This is a genomic window from Caballeronia sp. Sq4a, from assembly GCF_023170545.1.
GTDB lineage: Bacteria > Pseudomonadota > Gammaproteobacteria > Burkholderiales > Burkholderiaceae > Caballeronia.
The window spans coordinates 882,450-902,390 of the sequence record NZ_CP084250.1 but is presented as its reverse complement, the minus strand read 5'-3'; the positions used below and the strand labels follow the sequence as shown (position 1 = coordinate 902,390).

22 protein-coding genes are annotated in these 19,941 nt (G+C 63.5%); 12 read left to right on the top strand and 10 right to left on the bottom strand.

All coding sequences use genetic code 11. From position 1 onward, the window contains the following. Positions 1-259: 259 nt before the first annotated feature. Entirely contained in the window at positions 260-1,531 is a 1,272-nt protein-coding gene (locus LDZ24_RS04200; RefSeq protein ID WP_248321738.1) for a polyhydroxyalkanoate depolymerase, read from the top strand. Positions 1,532-1,658: 127 nt separating this feature from the next. On the opposite strand, the gene LDZ24_RS04195 is transcribed toward LDZ24_RS04200, so the two are convergent. Next, positions 1,659-2,291, bottom strand: a complete 633-nt coding sequence (locus LDZ24_RS04195) for a TetR family transcriptional regulator (RefSeq protein ID WP_244848279.1) — start codon at positions 2,289-2,291, stop codon at positions 1,659-1,661. A gap of 365 nt (positions 2,292-2,656) precedes the next feature. Between LDZ24_RS04195 and rsxB the strand changes: the two genes are divergently transcribed. From rsxB to LDZ24_RS04180, 3 genes are all read left to right on the top strand, one after another. Beyond that, a complete protein-coding gene (gene rsxB / locus LDZ24_RS04190; RefSeq protein WP_248321737.1) occupies positions 2,657-3,511 on the top strand; it encodes an electron transport complex subunit RsxB in 855 nt (284 codons plus the stop codon). Then, on the top strand, positions 3,508-4,152 hold the full coding sequence (gene nth / locus LDZ24_RS04185; RefSeq protein WP_248321735.1) for an endonuclease III: 645 nt from the start codon (positions 3,508-3,510) through the stop codon (positions 4,150-4,152). Before rsxB ends, nth begins: the two co-directional genes overlap by 4 nt. A gap of 76 nt (positions 4,153-4,228) precedes the next feature. Next, positions 4,229-4,660 (top strand): DUF1841 family protein, encoded by a 432-nt coding sequence (locus LDZ24_RS04180; RefSeq protein ID WP_248321734.1) that lies wholly within the window; start codon positions 4,229-4,231, stop codon positions 4,658-4,660. 122 nt (positions 4,661-4,782) lie between these two features. Here LDZ24_RS04180 and LDZ24_RS04175 read toward each other — a convergent pair whose 3' ends face one another. Beyond that, positions 4,783-5,187 carry a c-type cytochrome gene (locus LDZ24_RS04175; protein ID WP_248321732.1) on the bottom strand — a complete coding sequence of 135 codons (405 nt, stop codon included), beginning with the start codon at positions 5,185-5,187 and terminating at the stop codon, positions 4,783-4,785. A gap of 147 nt (positions 5,188-5,334) precedes the next feature. Then, positions 5,335-5,700 (bottom strand): c-type cytochrome, encoded by a 366-nt coding sequence (locus LDZ24_RS04170; protein ID WP_175939883.1) that lies wholly within the window; start codon positions 5,698-5,700, stop codon positions 5,335-5,337. A 447-nt stretch (positions 5,701-6,147) separates the two neighbouring features. Between LDZ24_RS04170 and LDZ24_RS04165 the strand changes: the two genes are divergently transcribed. The 7 genes from LDZ24_RS04165 to LDZ24_RS04135 all read left to right on the top strand — a co-directional run bounded on the left by LDZ24_RS04165 (position 6,148) and on the right by LDZ24_RS04135 (position 12,167). Then, on the top strand, positions 6,148-6,990 hold the full coding sequence (locus LDZ24_RS04165; protein ID WP_175939882.1) for a MoxR family ATPase: 843 nt from the start codon (positions 6,148-6,150) through the stop codon (positions 6,988-6,990). A gap of 28 nt (positions 6,991-7,018) precedes the next feature. Next, positions 7,019-7,609 carry a GNAT family N-acetyltransferase gene (locus LDZ24_RS04160; protein WP_206467854.1) on the top strand — a complete coding sequence of 197 codons (591 nt, stop codon included), beginning with the start codon at positions 7,019-7,021 and terminating at the stop codon, positions 7,607-7,609. A 25-nt stretch (positions 7,610-7,634) separates the two neighbouring features. Then, complete coding sequence (locus LDZ24_RS04155; protein ID WP_248321731.1) at positions 7,635-8,810, top strand: VWA domain-containing protein; 1,176 nt, start codon at positions 7,635-7,637, stop codon at positions 8,808-8,810. Between the two features lie 25 nt (positions 8,811-8,835). Continuing rightward, positions 8,836-10,035 (top strand): benzoate/H(+) symporter BenE family transporter, encoded by a 1,200-nt coding sequence (locus tag LDZ24_RS04150; RefSeq protein WP_248321730.1) that lies wholly within the window; start codon positions 8,836-8,838, stop codon positions 10,033-10,035. A 75-nt stretch (positions 10,036-10,110) separates the two neighbouring features. Continuing rightward, positions 10,111-10,356 (top strand): energy transducer TonB, encoded by a 246-nt coding sequence (locus LDZ24_RS04145; RefSeq protein WP_248321729.1) that lies wholly within the window; start codon positions 10,111-10,113, stop codon positions 10,354-10,356. Between the two features lie 216 nt (positions 10,357-10,572). Further along, the gene (gene tal, locus LDZ24_RS04140) at positions 10,573-11,526 is read left to right on the top strand and encodes a transaldolase (RefSeq protein WP_206467850.1); all 954 of its coding nucleotides are present in this window, start codon (positions 10,573-10,575) and stop codon (positions 11,524-11,526) included. Positions 11,527-11,705: 179 nt separating this feature from the next. Beyond that, positions 11,706-12,167, top strand: coding sequence for a VOC family protein (locus LDZ24_RS04135; protein WP_248321728.1), 462 nt, complete (start codon positions 11,706-11,708; stop codon positions 12,165-12,167). 10 nt (positions 12,168-12,177) lie between these two features. On the opposite strand, the gene LDZ24_RS04130 is transcribed toward LDZ24_RS04135, so the two are convergent. The 6 genes from LDZ24_RS04130 to LDZ24_RS04105 all read right to left on the bottom strand — a co-directional run bounded on the left by LDZ24_RS04130 (position 12,178) and on the right by LDZ24_RS04105 (position 17,434). Further along, positions 12,178-13,278, bottom strand: coding sequence for an FUSC family protein (locus LDZ24_RS04130; RefSeq protein ID WP_248321727.1), 1,101 nt, complete (start codon positions 13,276-13,278; stop codon positions 12,178-12,180). Between the two features lie 128 nt (positions 13,279-13,406). Beyond that, positions 13,407-14,957: a monocarboxylate uptake permease MctP gene (mctP, locus tag LDZ24_RS04125; protein WP_248322268.1), complete on the bottom strand. Its 1,551-nt coding sequence runs from the start codon at positions 14,955-14,957 to the stop codon at positions 13,407-13,409. Next, a complete protein-coding gene (locus LDZ24_RS04120; RefSeq protein ID WP_175939874.1) occupies positions 14,957-15,211 on the bottom strand; it encodes a DUF3311 domain-containing protein in 255 nt (84 codons plus the stop codon). The genes mctP and LDZ24_RS04120 overlap by 1 nt, the downstream gene beginning before the upstream one ends. 218 nt (positions 15,212-15,429) lie before the next feature. Next, on the bottom strand, positions 15,430-16,314 hold the full coding sequence (locus LDZ24_RS04115; RefSeq protein ID WP_248321726.1) for a spermidine synthase: 885 nt from the start codon (positions 16,312-16,314) through the stop codon (positions 15,430-15,432). Then, positions 16,311-16,793, bottom strand: a complete 483-nt coding sequence (locus LDZ24_RS04110; protein ID WP_248321724.1) for a DNA-deoxyinosine glycosylase — start codon at positions 16,791-16,793, stop codon at positions 16,311-16,313. The genes LDZ24_RS04115 and LDZ24_RS04110 overlap by 4 nt, the downstream gene beginning before the upstream one ends. Beyond that, positions 16,790-17,434: a chorismate lyase gene (locus LDZ24_RS04105; RefSeq protein ID WP_248322267.1), complete on the bottom strand. Its 645-nt coding sequence runs from the start codon at positions 17,432-17,434 to the stop codon at positions 16,790-16,792. The genes LDZ24_RS04110 and LDZ24_RS04105 overlap by 4 nt, the downstream gene beginning before the upstream one ends. A gap of 126 nt (positions 17,435-17,560) precedes the next feature. Here LDZ24_RS04105 and LDZ24_RS04100 point away from each other — a divergent pair, with 126 nt between their 5' ends. Continuing rightward, positions 17,561-17,818 (top strand): hypothetical protein, encoded by a 258-nt coding sequence (locus tag LDZ24_RS04100; protein ID WP_248321722.1) that lies wholly within the window; start codon positions 17,561-17,563, stop codon positions 17,816-17,818. 57 nt (positions 17,819-17,875) lie between these two features. Here the strand turns inward: LDZ24_RS04100 and htpG are convergent, their stop codons facing one another. After that, positions 17,876-19,780 carry a molecular chaperone HtpG gene (htpG, locus tag LDZ24_RS04095; RefSeq protein WP_248321720.1) on the bottom strand — a complete coding sequence of 635 codons (1,905 nt, stop codon included), beginning with the start codon at positions 19,778-19,780 and terminating at the stop codon, positions 17,876-17,878. Positions 19,781-19,941: the final 161 nt, after the last annotated feature.

Genomic DNA, 19,941 nt, shown 5'->3' with positions numbered 1-19,941 from the left:
GGTCGATTGTGTTCTGCAAACGTTAGGCGGAAACTGTTGCCTGGTATGAAAATTCTGCGACGCTGGTCGTTAATGTAGAGAACCAAGGCTACAGCCCGGCGACGAAGCGCGAAGACGCGCTTCGCGCAAGATACAGCAGCCCCGCGGCGCGGTTCAGCCGCACGGCGGGGATTTTTCGATTGCCGTTGGGTCAGCTTGCCGGCCGAATTGCCGGGACCAACGGGCATTACCGGTTCGTACCGAAGTCATTGGGGCCACCATGCTCTACCAAATCCACGAATTTCAGCGGGCCATGTTGTCTCCTCTCACGGCATGGGCCCAGGCCGCCTCGAAGTCGTTCGTGAATCCGGCCAGCCCCCTCGCCTACGTTCCCGGCTCCACGCGTCTCGCGGCCGGCTATGAACTGCTCTACCGGCTCGGGAAGGACTACGAGAAACCGGAGTTCAACATTCACCAGATCGTCAAGGACGGCCACAACATTCCGATCGTCGAACAGACGGTGATCGAGAAGCCGTTCTGCCGGCTCTTGCGCTTCAAACGGTTCGCCGATGACAGCGCGACCGTGACGAAGCTCAAGGACGAGCCGATCGTGCTGGTGTGCGCGCCGCTCTCCGGGCATCACTCGACGCTTCTGCGCGACACGGTCCGCACGCTGTTGCAGGACCACAAGGTCTACATCACCGACTGGCTCGATGCGCGCATGGTGCCGGTGGAAAACGGCGCGTTCCATCTGGACGATTACGTCGAATATATTCAGGAGTTCATCCGTCACATCGGCGCGAAAGATCTGCATGTGATCTCGGTGTGTCAGCCGACCGTGCCCGTGCTCGCCGCCATTTCGCTGATGGCGAGCCGCGGCGAGGACACGCCGCGCACGATGACCATGATGGGCGGCCCGATCGACGCGCGACGCAGCCCGACATCGGTGAACTCGCTCGCGAGCGAGCACTCGTACGAATGGTTCGAGAACAACGTCATCTACACGGTGCCGGCGAATTATCCGGGCGTGGGCCGCAAGGTGTATCCGGGCTTCCTGCAACATGCGGGCTTCGTCGCGATGAATCCCGAACGCCATCTCACGGCCCATTGGGACTTCTATCAAAACCTGCTGCGCGGGGACGACGACGATGCCGAACAGCATCGCCGCTTTTATGACGAGTACAACGCCGTGCTCGACATGGCCGCCGAGTATTACCTCGAAACCATCCGCATCGTGTTCCAGGAGTTTCGTCTGGCCGAAGGCACGTGGGACGTGAACGGCGAGCGCGTGCGCCCGCAGGACATCACGCAGACGGCGCTCTTCACCATTGAAGGCGAGCTCGACGATATCTCCGGCGACGGCCAGACGCGCGCCGCGCACGACCTCTGCACAGGCCTTTCGCAGAAGGACAAGCGCCATTTCACTGCGGAAAAGGCCGGCCACTACGGCATATTCTCGGGCCGGCGCTGGCGCACGATGGTGTATCCGCAATTGCGCGAGTTCATTCTCGAACACGACAAGTCGCCGAAGAAAGAAGCGGTCCCTGCGTAAGTCGATTTATCGCGGCGCAGTGCTTCAACCTGCGCTTCGGTACCGATTCCACTCGCAAAAGAAAAACGTCGCGCCCTTTGCAAGGCGCGACGTTTTTTTCTTCAGACGGCGCTCTTTTTTAGCGGCGTCAGCGGCGTGTCAAGTATGCAAGCAGCAATTCCGTGTTCATCTTCACCATTTGTTCGCGCTGCGTAGGTTCGCTGAAGTCGAGGCCGAAGCTCACCTGAAGCGTAAAACGGTTCGATACGATGTAATAACCGAGGCCCGACAGCGTGATATAGAACTTCAGCGGATCGACGTCGGTGCGAAACAGTCCGGCCTTCTGTCCGCGCTCGAGAATGGTCGCGAGCGTCTCGACCACCGGCGAAATCACCTCGCGCATGCGATTCGATCCCTTGATATATCTCGCCTCGTGCAGGTTCTCGTTGTTGATCAGACGCAGCAGTTCGGGATGGTCACGGTAGTAATCCCAAACGAAATGCGCAAGCCGCGTCATGGCTTCGATAGGGGCGAGGCCCTCGAGATCGAGCGAACGCTCGGCCTCGACGAGTGCGGACAGTGCATGTTCGAGCACGGCTGTGAACAACTGCTCCTTGCTGCCGAAGTAGTAGTACAGCATGCGCTCATTGGTCTCTGCCCGCCGGGCGATTTGATCCACACGTGCGCCAAACAGGCCGCCGGCTGCGAACTCTTCCGCGGCGGCAAGCAGGATACGGCGGCGTGTCCCTTCGGGATCTCTTTTGATTTTCGGCTGATTCATGATGGCATGAGTCGGGAGCCGCGTTGTCCGGATATGCGTCACGCGGCCCGCAGTGGGGTACATGACGTGAACGGGCGCTGCCCATGGTTATGGGGGAACACCGTCCTGCGGTCAAACGATAAAGCGCTTCGATTATGCGCACATCATGGAGGCATTGGCAATTAGGATAAGGATCCCCTGCGGCGGGCATCGCGCACTTGCGCGATAATCACGTCTGCTGCAATGGATTGCGCCGCTGCCACCGCGTTCTGCGTCATTGCGTTTTCAAGGGCGCGCTGTCTTGTCTCTCGCTGGTTCTTGCCGCTATTCGTTGCTGCCGTTTCAACTGCTTTTTGCCCGCCTTATTTGCCACCGCGCAATTTCACGTGACCGCAACTGTTTCAAAGACGCTCGCCGAGCGCATCGAAGACCTTCTGCCGCAGACGCAATGCACCAAGTGCGGCTATCCGGCCTGCCGTCCTTACGCCGACGCCATCGCTGCGGGCGAGGCGAACTACAACCAGTGCCCGCCAGGCGGGCAGGAAGGCGTCGCGCGTCTTGCGGCGTTGCTCGGCAAGCCGGAGATCGCGCTCGATACCACGCATGGCGTCGAGCGCGCGCGACCGCTCGCGGTCATCGACGAGAACCTGTGCATCGGCTGCACGCTGTGCATGCAGGCATGTCCGGTCGATGCCATTGCGGGCGCGGCCAAGCAGATGCATACGGTCATCGACGCGCTGTGCACCGGCTGCGACCTGTGCGTGCCGCCCTGCCCGGTCGATTGCATCGCGATGATTCCCGTCACGGGCGACGCCACCGGCTGGGACGCATGGAGCCAGGAACAAGCGGATGCGGCGCGCGCGCGGCATGACCGACGCCTCGCGCGGCTGGAACGCGAGCGCGCGCAGGCCGAAGCGAAAGCGTCCGCGCGGCAGGCGTCGCGCGCCGCGCAGACAGCGGCCGCTGCGGCATCGGCTATGCCGTCCGCATCGACGGAAGACCCTGAAGCGAAGAAACGCGCCATCATTCAGGCCGCGCTCGAACGCGCGCGCAAGAAGAAAGAGGAAATGGCCAAGCTCGGCGCACGTCCGAAGAATACGGAGCACGTCAGCGCCGCCGTTCAGGCGCAGATCGACGCCGCCGAAGCACGCCGCAAACGCCTCGGCCTCGCCGAACAAGCGAGCGCAGCGAGCGATGCAGGCGGCGATCCAAACGAGACTGATTCAGACACGACGCAATGAACGCGAAGAAGCGCCGCGCCATCTTCGAGACGCTGCAAAGCATCGATCCGCATCCGAAGACGGAGCTCGAATACACGACACCGTTCGAACTGCTGATTGCCGTGATGCTATCGGCGCAAGCCACCGATGTCTCCGTCAACAAGGCCATGCGCAAGATGTTTCCGGTGGCGAATACGCCGGAGAAAGTGCTCGCGCTCGGCGAAGAAGGCGTGACGGAATACATCCGCACGATCGGGCTTTATCGAACGAAAGCGAAGAACGTGATCGCGACGTGCCGCATGCTCGTCGAGCAATACGGCGGCCAAGTGCCGGACAATCGCGAGGCGCTCGAAGGGCTGCCGGGCGTCGGACGCAAGACAGCGAATGTCGTGCTGAACATTGCGTTCGGGCAACCGACGATCGCGGTGGATACGCATATCTTTCGCGTCGCGAATCGCACGGGCATCGCGCCCGGCAAGGACGTGCGCGCGGTGGAAGCGGCGCTCGAAAAGCATGTGCCGAAGGGGTTCATCCAGGACGCGCATCACTGGCTCATTCTGCACGGCCGATACGTCTGCAAGGCGCGCGTGCCGGAGTGCTGGCATTGCGCGATCGAGCCGCTGTGCGAGTATCGGCCGAAGACGCCCGCGCCTGCCGAGTGACACCTCGCCTGCGGGCCGAGCACCGACATGCCGCCGCGATCTACAATGATGAATTCCCGAGCCGAACCGTACTCTCATGTTCAACCCTAGCCGCGACGAAGTCCGCCAGTTCTTCACCGAGACGTGGCGCAAGGAGCGCGCGGGCGACATCCTGACGCCGCTCGAAAGCATGGCCGCCGACTGGATCCGCGAGCATCCCGAGTATCAGGCCGAACTTGCGGACCCGGACGCGCGGCAGGCCGACTATTCGCCCGACGCGGGCCGCACCAATCCGTTCCTGCACCTGTCGATGCATCTCGCCATCAGCGAGCAGTTGTCGATCGACCAGCCGCCGGGCATTCGCCGCGCGCACGACAAGCTCGTCGCGCGGCTCGGCTCGCCGCACGACGCGCAGCATGCCATCATGGAATGCCTCGGTCAGGTCATCTGGGAAGCACAGCGCAGCAACACGCCGCCGGATACGGATGCGTACCTCGCGCTCATCGAGCGGCGGGCATCGCGCGACTGAGGCGCGACTGACGCGCGACTGAGGCGCGACTGACGCGCGACTGAGCCCCGACGCACCACGCGCACAAACGAAAACACCCCGCGAAAGCGGGGTGTTTCGTTTCCTGCGATGCGACGACGCGCTTACTTCTTCAGTACGAGACTGCCATCGAGCGATTCGATGTACGCGGCGATGTCCTTCAGGTCGCTCTGCGACAGGTTCTGCACCTGCGCGGCCATGATCGCGTTATTGCGACCGAAGTTCGGGTTGCCGTTGCCCATCTGATACTGGCGCAACGCCCAGTAGATGTAGGTCGCATGCTGGCCGGCTAGCTTCGGATATTCGCCGCTCACCGGCTTGTTGAGGCCGGGGCCGTGGCAGGCCGCGCAGTTGTGGCTTTCGGAAAGCACCTTGCCGTTGCCCGCATCCGCTGCGTGCGCCGTGCCGAACGCCGCGGAGCCGATGATCGCGGCGGCGGCGCATGCTGCCTTGAAGCTGAACCGAAATGCCTGAGACTGTGCCTGCGACTGTGCCTGATAGGGCTTCATGAATTCTCCTGTCGACCGGTTTTCGAGGCGCGGCGCCTGAACCCGGTCCCATGCAAGATGATGGCTGCCTGCGTTGTCGGATTGCCGTGCATCGGATTGTCCTGTCACGGCGGCGGGCGCTTTGACCCGCTCGATCGCGCAACGGGATTACTTGTCGGGGTTGTTCTTCGACTGCGGCGTCTGCGCGGCGTAGTAGGCGGCGATGTCCGCGATATCCTGGTCCGAGAGCGTCACCGCGATGGCGCGCATGGTGTCGAAGTGGCGGTCGCCCTTCTTGTAGGCGTGCAGCGCGTTGGAAATGTACTGCGCGTTCTGACCGCCCAGCATCGGCACCTCGTAGACCTCGGGGTAAGCCGTGCGATAGCCGGGAATGCCGTGGCAGCCGATGCACATCGCGACCTTGCCCTCTGCGGCCTTTGCATTGCCCACGACGTCGGCCGACGCCTGGGTCGCGAAGCCGGCAAGACCGGACAGCACTGCAATCACGGCAAGTTTGCCGACGAAATAGTTCATAGCTTGTAACCTAGCATGAGGGGAAAACCGGCGCTCGAAAGCCGCGGCCCGCGCCGAGCGCATCACAACCTTCTCGGGACTGTTTGCTGCCTTTCACTGCTTCGCAAGCGGCGCATGCGCACCGGAAATGCGGCCGCCTTGCCGCGCAGGCCAAAAAAATCGGGCTAATTGTACCGCGCGACCACCCTAGCGTCCATTCTCCGAGATAGCGCAGAGCCGCCTCTGGCAATGGGAACCGGCTGAAAGACGCCTTCTCGGCCTGCGACAATTCGCCTCTGTGCGCGGGCCTCGGCGCGCTTCACCGCGTGTTCTCAGCAAGCCGCATGCATCGCTTCCTTCGTGCTTTCGTGGACCGTCGCGGACGGCTGCCACAATACCGGCGAGGCGTCCATCGCAACAGGGCTTCTGACTTATACTGGGATTTTTTTCCTCACCGGAATCTTCGTCATGCGCTTCGAAGGCTCATCGCAATACGTCGCAACGGACGACCTCAAGCTCGCGGTGAACGCCGCGATGACGCTAGAGCGGCCCTTGCTCATCAAGGGCGAACCCGGCACCGGCAAGACCATGCTCGCCGAGGAAGTGGCCGGCGCGCTCGGCATGCCGCTTTTGCAATGGCATATCAAGTCCACGACGAAGGCGCAGCAAGGTCTCTACGAATACGACGCCGTCTCGCGTCTGCGCGATTCGCAGCTGGGCGACGAGCGCGTGAAGGACATCCGCAATTACATCGTGAAGGGCGTGCTGTGGCAGGCGTTCGAGTCGGACCGGCAATCGGTGCTCCTGATCGACGAGATCGACAAGGCCGACATCGAGTTTCCGAACGACCTGCTGCGCGAACTCGACCGCATGGAGTTCTACGTCTACGAGACGCGCGAGCTCGTGAAGGCGAAGCATCGGCCGCTCGTCATCATCACGTCGAACAACGAGAAGGAGCTGCCGGACGCGTTTCTGCGCCGCTGCTTCTTCCACTACATCAAGTTCCCCGATGCCTCGACGATGAAGGAAATCGTCGAAGTGCACTTCCCCGGCATCAAGCAGGATCTGCTCGCCGCCGCCATGCAGAGCTTCTTCGAACTGCGCAACGTCTCCGGACTCAAGAAGAAGCCGTCGACCTCCGAACTGCTCGACTGGCTGAAGCTGCTACTGGCCGAAGACATTCCGCCCGAGGCGCTGCAGTCGTCGGATCAGAAGCAGATCGTGCCGCCGCTGCACGGCGCGCTGCTCAAGAACGAACAGGACGTCGCGCTCTTCGAGCGGCTCTTGTACATGAACCGCCACAACCGCTGATCAGCACGCCAAGAAGAGGAAACCACGCATGAGCCGCTGGATCGAACCCGTCACGCTCGAAGGCGAGCACGTGAGGCTGGTGCCGCTGAGCGTCGAGCACGAACAGGCGCTTGCGGCGGCCGCCGCCGATGGCGAGCTCTGGAAGCTCTGGTACACGAGCGTGCCTTCGCCCGATACGGCGCGCGCCTATATCGACGCGGCCATCGACATGCGCGACCGGCTCGGCGCCCATCCGTTCGCGGTCATCGATGCGAAGACGGGCGATGTCGTCGGCTCCACGCGCTATTTCAACGTCGAAGCGGCGCACCGGCGGCTGGAAATCGGCCATACGTGGTACGCGAAGCGCGTGCAGCGCACGGCGCTCAACACCGAAGCGAAGCGCCTGCTGCTCGGCCACGCTTTCGAACAACTGAAGGCCATTGCCGTCGAGTTCCGGACGCATTTCATGAACCACCAGTCGCGCGCGGCTATCGCGCGGCTCGGCGCCAAGCAGGACGGCATTCTGCGCAATCACCAGATCGGCCGGGACGGCGCGTATCGCGATACCGTCGTGTTCTCGATCATCGAATCGGAATGGCCGGCCGTGCGCGCGCATCTCACGCACCGGCTCGACCGCTGATTCACGTCATGAAGGAAGGCGCGCCATGCTGATCGACTTCTTCTACTCGCTGCGCGACGCGAAGCTGCCCGTGTCGGTGAAGGAATATCTGACGCTGCTCGAAGCGTTGAAGGCGCAGGTCATCTCGCCGTCGCTCGACGAGTTCTACTTCCTCGCGCGCATGACGCTCGTGAAGGACGAGAAGTACTTCGACAAGTTCGACCGCGCGTTCGGCGCGTACTTTCATGGCGTCACGCAGTTGCCCGACGAAGCGTTCGACATTCCGCTCGACTGGCTCAAGAAGCGGCTCGACCGCGAGTTCACGCCGGAGGAGAAAAAGCGCATCGAGGCGTTGGGCGGGCTCGACAAGCTCATGGAGCGCCTCAAAGAGCTGATGGACGAGCAGAAGGAACGGCACGAAGGCGGCAACAAGTGGATCGGCACCGGCGGCACGTCGCCGTTCGGACATGGCGGCTACAACCCGGAAGGTATCCGCATCGGCGGCGAATCGGCGGGCAATCGCACGGCGGTGAAGGTGTGGGACGAGCGCGCGTTTCGGGACTACGACGATCAGGTGGAAATCGGCACGCGCAACATCAAGGTCGCCCTGCGGCGCTTGCGGCGTTTTGCCCGCGAAGGCGCGGCCGAGGAACTGGACTTGCCCGATACCATCCGCAGCACCGCGGCGAACGCGGGCTGGCTCGACCTCAAGATGGTGCCCGAGCGGCACAACAACGTGAAAGTGTTGATGTTGCTCGATGTCGGCGGCTCGATGGACGACCACATCAAGCGCGTCGAAGAACTGTTCTCTGCCGCGAAGGCCGAATTCAAGCATCTGGAGTTCTACTACTTCCACAACTGCGTCTACGACTATTTGTGGAAGAACAATCGCCGCCGTCACACCGAGCGCACGCCGACGTTCGACGTGTTGCACAAGTTCACGCCGGACTACAAGCTGATCTTCGTCGGCGACGCGACGATGAGTCCGTACGAAGTGCTTCAGCCGGGCGGCTCGGTCGAATACAACAACGCCGAAGCCGGCGCCGTGTGGCTGCGGCGGCTCGCGGATCAGTTTCCACATCACGCGTGGCTCAATCCGGAGCCCGAGCGGCTCTGGGAATACCGCCAGTCCATTTCCGCGATCCGCCACGTGCTCGGCAACCGCATGTACGCGCTGACCCTGTCCGGCCTCGAAAGCGCCATGCGCGCGCTGTCCAAATAACACGTTAGAAAGAAGCAGAACCCGCATGAAAGCCACGCCGTCTGTCGCGCGCGCCCCGCTGCGCCCTTTTTCCGATACGTCGGTGTCCGCGGTCGTCGCCGGATTCGTCGCGATGATGACCGGCTACACCAGCTCGCTCGTGCTGATGTTTCAGGCGGGACAGGCCGCGCATCTGTCGGACGCGCAGATTTCGTCGTGGATCTGGGCACTTTCCATCGGCATGGCGCTGTGCACGATCGGCCTCTCGCTGCGTTTTCGCGCGCCGATCGTCGTCGCGTGGTCGACGCCCGGCGCGGCGCTGCTCGTCACGTCGCTGCCGAACGTGCCGTACGCCGAGGCCATCGGCGCGTTCATCGCCTGCGCGGTATTGCTGACGGCGGTCGGCGTCACCGGCTGGTTCGACGCGCTCATGAAGCGCATTCCTTCGGGCATCGCGGCGGCGCTGCTCGCGGGCATCCTGTTCGAAATCGGCATCGAGATTTTTCGGGCGGCCGAGCACCAGACGGCGCTCGTGCTGGCGATGTTCTTCACGTACCTCGTCGTCAAGCGCGTGACGCCGCGCTATGCCATTCCAGCCACGCTCGCAGCAGGCGTGGCCGTCGCGGATGCGCTCGGCCTGCTCGACTTCTCGCGCTTTCACGTCGCGCTCGCGCATCCCGTGTTCACGATGCCGGCGTTTTCGTTCTCCGCCATCGTGAGCATCGGCGTGCCGCTTTTCATCGTCGCGATGGCTTCGCAGAACGTGCCGGGCATCGCGGTGCTGCGCGCGGACCGCTACACGACGCCCTCCGCGCCGCTCATCGCGACGACCGGCATCGCGTCGCTCCTGCTCGCGCCGTTCGGCTCGCACGGCGTGAATCTCGCGGCGATCACGGCCGCCATTTGCACCGGCCCCGAAGCGCACGAGCGCCACGACCGGCGCTATACGGCGGCGGTCTGGTGCGGCGTTTTCTATCTGATCGCCGGCATTTTCGGCGCGACCATCGCCGCGCTTTTCGCGGCGTTTCCGAAGGCGCTGGTCGTCTCGGTCGCGGCACTCGCGCTCTTCGGCTCGATCATGAGCGGGCTCGCCAACGCGATGCACGACGCCCGCCAGCGCGAACCCGCGCTCGTCACGTTCATGGTGACGGCGTCCGGCCTCACGCTGCTGTCCATCGGGCCGGCGTTCTGGGGCTTGATCGCGGGCGTCGTGACGCATGTCATTCTGAACGCCCGGCGCGGCTGACGCGGCCTACAATGCGGGAATCGGCCGAACGTGCTTCGCGCCGATGCATCACGACCGCATTTCAGAATCACGAAGATGGCTTTGCTCGACAAACTGCTGGCGCGCACCGCGCCGCCCGGCTCCACGAAACGCAAGACGATCGTCCGCGTGCTGCTCGACGACGCCGGCCACGTTCAGGACGTCGTCCTGAAAATGAGCTGCGGCGATCCCGCGAAAGACGCGCACGCGCTCGAAAAAGTGCGCAAGATGCGCTTCGCCCGGGGGCAGCTCGGCTCCGGCACCGTGCGGCGCTGGCACGAACTCGCCTACGCTGTCGACTGACGGATGCATCGCGCGCCTGGCTAAGGAACGCCCCGGCGCGCGCCCGGTCGAACCAGCGACGCGCACGCCCCGAGCGCGAACCGCACGCGCGGGTCTAAAATGAGACATTGGCAATAGGGGCGAGCCCGGCGCTTCAGAGGCGCGCGCCGGCATCGCGATCATGGACACCCGCGGGTTACCGCAATTTGACAAGGCGCTTGGCGCCGACGACTCGACATGACATCCGCTCTCGACCAGCTCAAGCAATACACCACCGTCGTCGCCGATACGGGCGACTTCCAGCAATTCGTTCAGTTCAAGCCGCAGGACGCGACCACGAATCCGTCGCTGATCCTGAAGGCCGTCCAGAAGGACGACTACAAGCCGCTGCTCGAGAAAACCGTCAAGGAGCACGCCGGCAAGCCGATGGGCCAGATCATCGACCATCTGCTCATCGCGTTCGGCACCGAAATCCTGAAGATCGTGCCGGGCCGCGTGTCCACCGAAGTCGACGCGCGCCTTTCGTTCGACACGAAGGGATCCATCGACAAGGGCCTCGAAATCATCAAGCTGTACGAAGCCGCGGGCATCAACCGCGAGCGCGTGCTGATCAAGCTCGCGTCGACGTGGGAAGGCATCCGCGCGGCCGAAGTGCTGCAGAAGGAAGGCATCCGCTGCAACATGACGCTGCTCTTCTCGCTCGCGCAGGCCGCGGCGTGCGCCGAAGCGGGCGCGCAGCTCATTTCGCCGTTCGTCGGCCGCATCTACGACTGGTACAAGAAGTCGGCCGGCGCGGAATGGGACGAAGTGAAGAACGGCGGCGCGAACGATCCCGGCGTGCAGTCGGTGCGCCGTATCTACTCGTACTACAAGAAGTTCGGCTACAAGACCGAAGTCATGGGCGCGAGCTTCCGCACCGTGAGCCAGATCACCGAACTGGCCGGCTGCGATCTGCTCACCATCAGCCCTGACCTGCTGAAGAAGCTGGCCGACAGCGACGAGAAGGTCGAGCGCAAGCTGTCGCCGGACGCAGCGGACAACACGGATCTGGAGAAGATCAGCGTCGACGAGCCGTCGTTCCGCTTCGCCGTGAACGAAGACGCCATGGCGACCGAAAAGCTCGCGGAAGGTATCCGCGCGTTCGCGGCAGACGCCATCAAGCTCGAAAAGCTGATCACGGCGCTGCAATAAGTAGGACGCGAGGCGCGCTTCGCGCGCCTCGCGAATCGGCTGCCGTAGGCCATTCAGACAAGTACGGTTTCCAGGCGTCTTTTGACGTAAATTGACCTTCTCCGGGTCGGCGCGGCTTCCGGTTGCAATAGACTTTCGTGCTTTGGCGGGAGCGCCGCCCAAGCTCGGAGAAGCTTTCAATGCAACTGGATACGTATCTTTTCTTCCACGGAGATTGCGCGGACGCCCTCGCGCTGTATCAATCCGCGTTCGGCGCGGAAATTCAGACGCTCATTCGTTTCCGCGACACGCCCGACGCGGCGAACGTGCCGGCAGAGTGGCACGACAAGGTCATGCACGCGCTATTCAGCGTCGGCGGCACGGCAATCATGGTGTCGGACGGCCAGTTCGGCCAGCCGCAGCGCGAATACCAGGGTTTCACGCTGTCGATCGGCGCGGACAGCCCCGAATCGGGCGAGCGCGCATTCAACGCATTGAGCGAAGGCGGCACGGTGCTGACGCCGTGGCAGTCCACGTTCTTCACGGCGGGCTTCGGCATGCTGAAAGACCGCTTCGGCGTGCCGTGGCTCATCAACGTCGTCAACGCCGTCGACATGGCCGACGCGCCACAACCGCCGCAGGAAGCGGCAGCGCAGTCGTGATCGCGGCGCGTCAGCCGGGAAGCGGCCGCGCGCCTTCGATATTCCACTGACGCTCTATTTCACTCAGACGCAGCCGCAAGCGATCCACCTGCTCCGCGAAACGCATCGCGAGCCAGTGCATGCCCTGCGTCGATCCATCGCCCTCCTCCGCTTCGACGCTCGCATCCGCGTTCGCGTCGGCACGCATGTACAGCAAACCGACGCGGCCGAAACGCAGCGCGCGCGCCATCTTCAGCAGCTTCTGCCGCACCTGCTGCTCGTGCGGCGAGCAGTCGAGCGCGAAACCGCACGTCGCGCGCGGCGTGTCCGGCATCGACGTCACGAGCATCTCCAGCGCGGCGAGAATCGAGCGATGCAGCCGCTGAATCTCTTCGAGCCGCGCCACCGGCACGCGCGTTTCCTTCGCGACGGATTCCATCAGCGCGCGCGACTGCACGAGACGCTGACTCATCGCGAAGAAGCGGCGCGCAGTTTCTTCCGCAAGCAACGGCGTGCCGTCGAGCAACGCACCGTAGAGACGCGCGCTTTCGCGCAGATTGTCGGCGAGGCGATAACGCCACGAGTATGTCGCGTACTGCGGCAGCACGAACGAGAACGCGAGCGCAATGGCAATGCCGATCAGCACGTTCGCTGTTCGCCACAAGCCGACATCGAACGGCGAATCGCCGTGGCCCGCGACAATGACCATGGTGATCGCCGTGAGCAGCGCGACGTAGCCCGCCTTGCCGATGGCGTAATACGCGCACGCCCCGGCGATGGCGGACATCAGAATGAAGAACAGCGTGAGCGAGCCGAAGAGCGTCTCGACCAGAATCAGCGCGAGTCCGATGGCCGCGCCGAGCGCCGTGCCGAGCGCGCGTTCGGCCGCCTTCTTGCGGATATTGCCGTAGTGCTGCAACCCGCCGACTACAACGAGCAGCGAGACCGACGCCCAACTGCCGTGCGGGATATTGATGCCCGTGGTGACGAGAAACGACGTCGCCATGCCGAGCGCGACGCGCACCGCGTGGATCATCTTCGCGTGGCGATAGCGAAAGAATGGGGACGCCAGGCCGTGCATGAGCCGCATCGCGCGGCTTCTGCGCGCTGACGCCGATGTCGATGAAAACATGAGTCGCTCGCGTCGGTAAGCGGTTTGTCGATCAGCGGGTGTCAATGAAAAACGCCCGCAACGGCCGAAGGCCATTACGGGCGTTAGCGTATCAGAGCCGCCACCGCGTCATGAAACGCGGCGCGTCTTTAGCTTTCCACGACGTCCAGATAGTCCTCGGGCCGCGTGCGGTCGTCCGAGCGCTTCAGGCCGATGGCGCGCACCAGCACGCTGACGCCCACCGACACGATCAGATTGACGATCAGCGCCCACACCGCCGCATAGCCCGGCACGGCGTAACCGAACATGTGCACCGTGAAGATCGAGCCCTTCAACTGGAGCGACACGGCCATCCACGTGCCGACGGCAATGCCCACCGCCCAGCCAATAAGAAGACCGCGATGATCCAGCACGCGCGTATAGAGACCCAGCACGAGCGCGGGCAACGTCTGGATGATCCAGATCCCGCCGAGCAGTTGCAGCTGAATCGCGTACGTAAGCGGCAGCGCCAGAATGAACACGACCGCGCCGACCTTCACGATCAGCGACACCAGCTTGGCGACGTTGGTTTCCTGCTCCGGCGTCATCGAGCGATTGAGGAACTCGCGATGCACGTTGCGCGTGTACAGATTGGCCGCTGCGATGGACATGATCGCGGCCGGAACCAGCGCGCCGATGCCGATGGCCGCGAACGCCACGCCCACGAACCACGACGGGAAGTAGTGCAGGAAGAGCGCCGGCACCGCGAAGTTCGCGCCGTAAGCCTTGAAGTACGACGCGTACTCCGGCATGTCCTTCACGCCCGAGGCGAGCGCCATGTAGCCGAGCAGCGCGAGCAGCCCGAGCACCAGCGAATACGCGGGCAAGAGCGCCATGTTGCGGCGGATGGTGTTGCCGGAGTTCGACGAGAGGATCGCCGTCACCGAATGCGGATACAGGAAGAGCGCGAGCGCCGAGCCGACCGCGAGCGTCGCGTAGGCGCTGTAGCCGTTCAGACTCGCGGCGTCGGGCGCCTTCAGTAGCAGCTTCGCGGGCGGCACGGTACCGAAGATATGCCCGAAGCCGCCGAGTTGCGCCGGAATCACGATCATCGCGGCGATGATGGTGATGTAGATCAGCACGTCCTTGACGACCGCGATCATCGCGGGCGCGCGCAGGCCGGACGTGTACGTGTAGGCCGCGAGAATCGCGAACGCGATGATGAGCGGCAGGTCGCCCACGAAGCCCTGCGTGCTGAAGCCGAGCGCGCCGATCACCACTTCGATGCCGACGAGCTGCAGCGCGATATACGGCATGGTCGCGACGATGCCCGTCAGCGCGATGGCGAGCGCGAGCATGCGGCTGTTGTAGCGCGCGTGCACGAAGTCGGCGGCGGTCACATAGCCGTGACGCTTCGCGATGCTCCAGAGCTTCGGGAACACGACGAAGGCGAACGGATAGATCAGGATGGTGTACGGCAACGCGAAGAAGCCCGTCGCGCCCGCGCCGAACACGAGCGCCGGCACCGCGACGAAGGTGTACGCCGTATAGAGATCGCCGCCGAGCAGGAACCACGTCACGATGGTGCCGAAGCGCCGGCCGCCGAGACCCCATTCGTCGAGCTGGCCGAGGTCCGCCTTGCGCCAGTGCGCCGCGATGAACCCGAGAATCGTCACCCCGACGAAGAACAGAACGAATACGAAAGTTGCGGTGACGTTCATCATCGCGCGCCTCCTTGGCCTTGCCCCGCGCGGCCGGACGACAGCGCCTTAGTTTTCTTGTAGACGACGGCCGTGATGACGGCGCTCACCAGCACCCAGAGAAGCTGATACCAGTAGAAGAACGGGAAGCCCCACAGCACGGGCTCGATCTTGTTGTAAAACGGCACCCACACCACGCCGATCCACGGAAGGATCAGAAGCCAGAGCCAATGCTTGTTGCGCGGTTGTCCAGTGCGGCCCGGATCTTGAGCCATGATGGTCTCCAGTTTGTTTTTGAGCATTTGCTTCGAGCCGTGGCCCGCGGAGCCGTCAGGTGCGGCCCTCGCGCAGACGACACGCCGCAGAAAGCGCCCCGAAATAACAGGAGGAGTATAGGGACCGCCAAAACACGGTCAAGCAGGGAGAATCCCGAGCATTCCCCAGATGTGAAAGGCGCGCAAACGCGTCAGCGCCCTGCGTGATTCGCTTCCAACTAGATAGAGAAAGAGCCGTTCAACGGCAGGCCCGCGCTTTCGGCGAGCCCCTTCACCCACTTGCGCGCGGGCAAGCCGAGCTCCGCTTCGATCAGCTTCGCGCGTTCGACGAGCGCGGCGAACGGCACGTCGAGCGCGGGACCGGCGAACGCAATCGCCACGCGATTGCCGTCATGCACTTCGGGCAGCGCGATCACGCGATGATCGAATGCTTCGTTCAGATGGCGCATGTTGCGCACGAAGCTCGGGTGATCGCCGAAGAGGTTGATCGTCACGACGCCCGCTTGCGGCGCGAGACACGCGCGGCACGCACGATAGAACGACACGCTGTCGAGCACGGGACCGCGCGCGGTGGCATCGTAGATATCGATCTGCAACGCGCCGATGGTGCCGTGATTCGCGCGGTCGTTGACGAACTCCCATGCGTCGCGCTCGGTCACGGTGAGGCGTGCGTCGTCGTAGGGCAGCTCGAACATGGCGCGGGCGGCGATCACGACCGCCGGATTGAGTTCGACCGCTTCGACCTTCGCGCGCTTCAGATACCGATGACAGAACTTCGTGAGCGCCGCGGCGCCGAGCCCCAGTTGCACGATACGCTCGGGCGTCTCGATGAAAAGCAGCCAAGCCATCATCTGCTGCGCGTATTCCAGTTCGATGTGATCGGGCTTTCGGAGGCGCATCGCGCCTTGCACCCATTCGGTGCCGAAATGGAGATAGCGCACGCCGCCCTCTTCCGAAAACGTCACGGGCGCGAAACGCGGCTTGCGCGGCGCGTCGATGCGCGGCGCGTTGGCGAGATCGTCTTCGTCGTGTCGATGCTTGTCGTTTTTCTTGCGGCTGAACGCACGCGCTTCGGCCGATGCGCGCTTGATGAGAGTCGTCATTGTGTGCTGAGAATGTCGCGCCAGATGCGCAATTTTTGATCGAACGAGAGGATAGCATTGGCGGGACTGGACGACGGCAGCACGAGCGTGGCGTAGCCCGCCGCAGCGATCACCGGCGCGAACTTGCCCGATGTCTTGCCGTTGAAGCACACCTTGCGCAGCGTCGGAAAGCGCTCGCGGAACACGGCGAAATCGTTCGGCGATGCGTTGCGGATCGCGCTGTCGAGACTGCCTTCGCGCTCGCATGCGGCGAGCACGTCCCACAAGCCGATGCCGTGCTTCATCACGCGCGCGAGCCGTTCTTCGTAAGCGAGTTCGTGCACCGGTTCGCCGATGACCGCGCCGACCAGCCGCCAGAACTGGTTGCGCGGATGCGCGTAGTACTGCGTCGCCGTGAGCGACGCGACGCCCGGAAAGCTGCCGAGAATCAGCGTATGCGTATGCGCGTCGCCGACCGGCGCAAAGCCCGCGAGTGTCATCGCGCTTCACCGTGCGCGACGCGCTTCGCATGCGAGCTCAAATGCTCGTAGGCACGCGCATGTTCCCGATGCACCGCATGCGGCACATGGCACGATGCGAGCGCGCACCAGAGCGCATCGAGAAAGCATTCGGTGACCATCAGCGCCGCGCCGTGGCGCAGGAACACGGACCGCCTCGCGACGAGCGCATGGCTCGCCTCCGCGTGCTTCGCCGCCAGCCGATACAGCGGATGCCGCGCGGTCAGCACGCGGCTGGCGAGCATCGAACGGGACACGCTGCTGTCGCTATAGAGAAGCTCGGCGAGCGGCCGCGTGCGCAGGCGTCGCATGGACTGCCACGCGCCCGTGCTGTGCGACAGCGCGACGATGCTGTGCGCCGCGACGAACGGCACGCCGTCGACCTTCAGCACGACTTCGCGCGCCCAGACCGGCGTGCGCGGCGTCGCGCCGAGCGCGCGCCATTCGTCGCGCCACGGTTTATCGACGGCTTCGCGCGTGACGTCGACCGTCACCGCGCCGAGCGTGCGCAGATGGGCGGTCAACGAGCCGCCACGCGTGAGCCAGTCTTTCTGATCGTCACTGCAAACAGGATGCGGCGCGATGCGCCAATGCGCATCGACGGGATCGTTCGGAATCGGCATGGCGGCCATTATAAAACCGGCCTCGGGTTCGGATGAATCGTATGGCGCGCGTGGCGCGGGCGGGCAAGACTCTCGAATCCGCGCGCCGTCGAGCGCCGGAATCGGAAAAACCTTGAGGACATCAAAATGACTAAGAACACGAAGCAAACCTCGCCGAAGGTCGCGCACCTCGCCGCCGAAACGCTGCACGATCCGAAGGCGTCCGCTATCGCGAAGAAGCTGGCTGGATCGGCGCTCGCGCAATCGCATTCTTCGAAGCAGACCAGCGCTGAAATGGAGCACAAAGCGGGCGAAGTGCTTCACAGCACGAAGTATTCGGAAGAGACGAAGACGCTCGCCGCATCCGTGCTCGCGCAGTCGACTAAAGACCGCAAGAGCAAATAAAAAACGCGCTGCCGGCTCACCCGGCAGCGCGTTTTTTCATGCGCGTTTCAATACGGCTTAACGCGCGAGCAACAACGCGTTCGTCCGCTTCACGAAGCTCGCCGGATCTTCCAGCATGCCGCCTTCGGCCAGAAGCGCCTGATCGAAGAGCAGATGGCACCAGTCCGCGAAATTCGGGTTCTCGGCGTTCAGCGCCTTCACGAGCGGATGGTCCGGGTTCACTTCGAGAATCGGCTCCGCCTGCGGCGCCTTCTGCCCCGCCGCCTTCAGCATGCGCTGGAGATAGCCGCTCATGTCGCCTTCGTCCGCGACGAGACAGCTCGGCGAATCGGTCAGGCGGAACGTGAGGCGCACGTCCTTCGCCTTGCCTTGAAGCGCCTCTTTCATCTTCTCGACGAGCGGCTTCATTTCCGCGCCGACCTTCTCCTGCTGCTGCTTTTCCTCGTCGTTGAGCGCGCCGAGGTCGAGGTCGCCGCGCGCCACGCTTGCGAGCGGCTTGCCGTCGAACTCGTTCAGGAACGACAGCATCCATTCGTCGACGCGATCCGTCAGCAGCAACACCTCGACGCCCTTCTTGCGGAACACTTCGAGATGCGGGCTGTTCTTCGCGGCCTGCCAGTTGTCGGCGGTCACGTAGTAGATCTTCGTCTGCTCGGGCTTCATGCGCGCGACGTAATCGGCGAGCGACACGTTCTGCACGTCGCTGTCGTTATGTGTCGATGCAAAACGCACGAGCTTCGCGATGCGCTCGCGATTGCTGAAGTCTTCGCCGATGCCTTCCTTCAGCACCTGGCCGAACTCACGCCAGAACGTCGCGTACTTTTCCTTGTCGGCGTCTTCGGTCGCTTCGGCCGAAGACGTCGCCAGTTCTTCGAGCATCGAAAGCACGCGCTTGGTCACGCCTTCGCGAATGGCCTTCACGTCGCGGCTTTCCTGCAGGATTTCGCGCGAGACGTTGAGCGGCAGATCCGCCGAATCGACCACGCCCTTCACGAAGCGCAGATACGCGGGCAGCAGTTGCTCGGCGTCGTCCATGATGAACACGCGCTTCACGTAGAGCTTCAGGCCGCCGCGATGCTCGCGGTTCCACAGGTCGAACGGCGCGTGCTTCGGCACGTACAGCAGTTGCGTGTACTCGCTGCGGCCCTCGACGCGGTTGTGCGTCCACGCAAGCGGATCGTCGTGATCGTGCGAGATGTGCTGATAGAACTGCTTGTACTGCTCGTCGGTGATCTCGCTCTTCGGGCGCGTCCAGAGCGCGCTCGCCTGATTGACGGTCTCGTCCTCGTCCTTCACGACCATCTCGCTCTTCTCGGCGTCCCATTCTTCCTTCTTCATCAGAATGGGCAGCGCGACGTGATCCGAGTACTTCTGGATGATCGACTTCAGGCGATACGACGACAGCAGATCGTCCTCGTCCGGACGCAGATGCAGCGTGATGGTGGTGCCGCGTTGCGCGCGCTCGATGTCCTCGACTTCGAAATCGCCCTCGCCCGCGCTCGTCCAGCGCACGCCCTGGCTCGCCGGCAGGCCGGCGCGGCGCGTTTCCACTGTGATCTTGTCCGCGACGATGAAGCCCGAATAGAAGCCCACGCCGAACTGGCCGATGAGCGCGGCGTCCTTTTGCTGGTCGCCGGAGAGCTTCGAGAAGAACTCCTTGGTGCCGGACCGCGCGATGGTGCCCAGATGCGAAATGGCTTCGTCGCGGCTCATGCCGATGCCGTTGTCGTCGATGGTGACGGTGCGCGCGGCTTTATCGAACGAAATGCGGATGCGCAGGTCGGGATCGTTCTCGTACAGCGCGCTGTTTTCGATGGCTTCGAAGCGCAGCTTGTCCGCCGCGTCCGATGCGTTCGAGATCAACTCGCGCAGGAAGATTTCCTTGTTGCTGTACAGCGAATGGATCATCAGGTGCAGAAGCTGCTTCACTTCCGCCTGAAAGCTCATGGTTTCTTGCGCCATGGTCGGGTCCTCTGGTTGATGTCGTCAGATGCTGTCGTGCCGCCGGGCAATGCGGCCGGCTTTCGGCGCGCCGCCCGGCGAATTCGTCCGATATGAGGGCGGCCCGCGCCATTTCAAGAGCGCGAGCGCCGCTTTCGATAAGATGCGCCTGCGCCACTTTC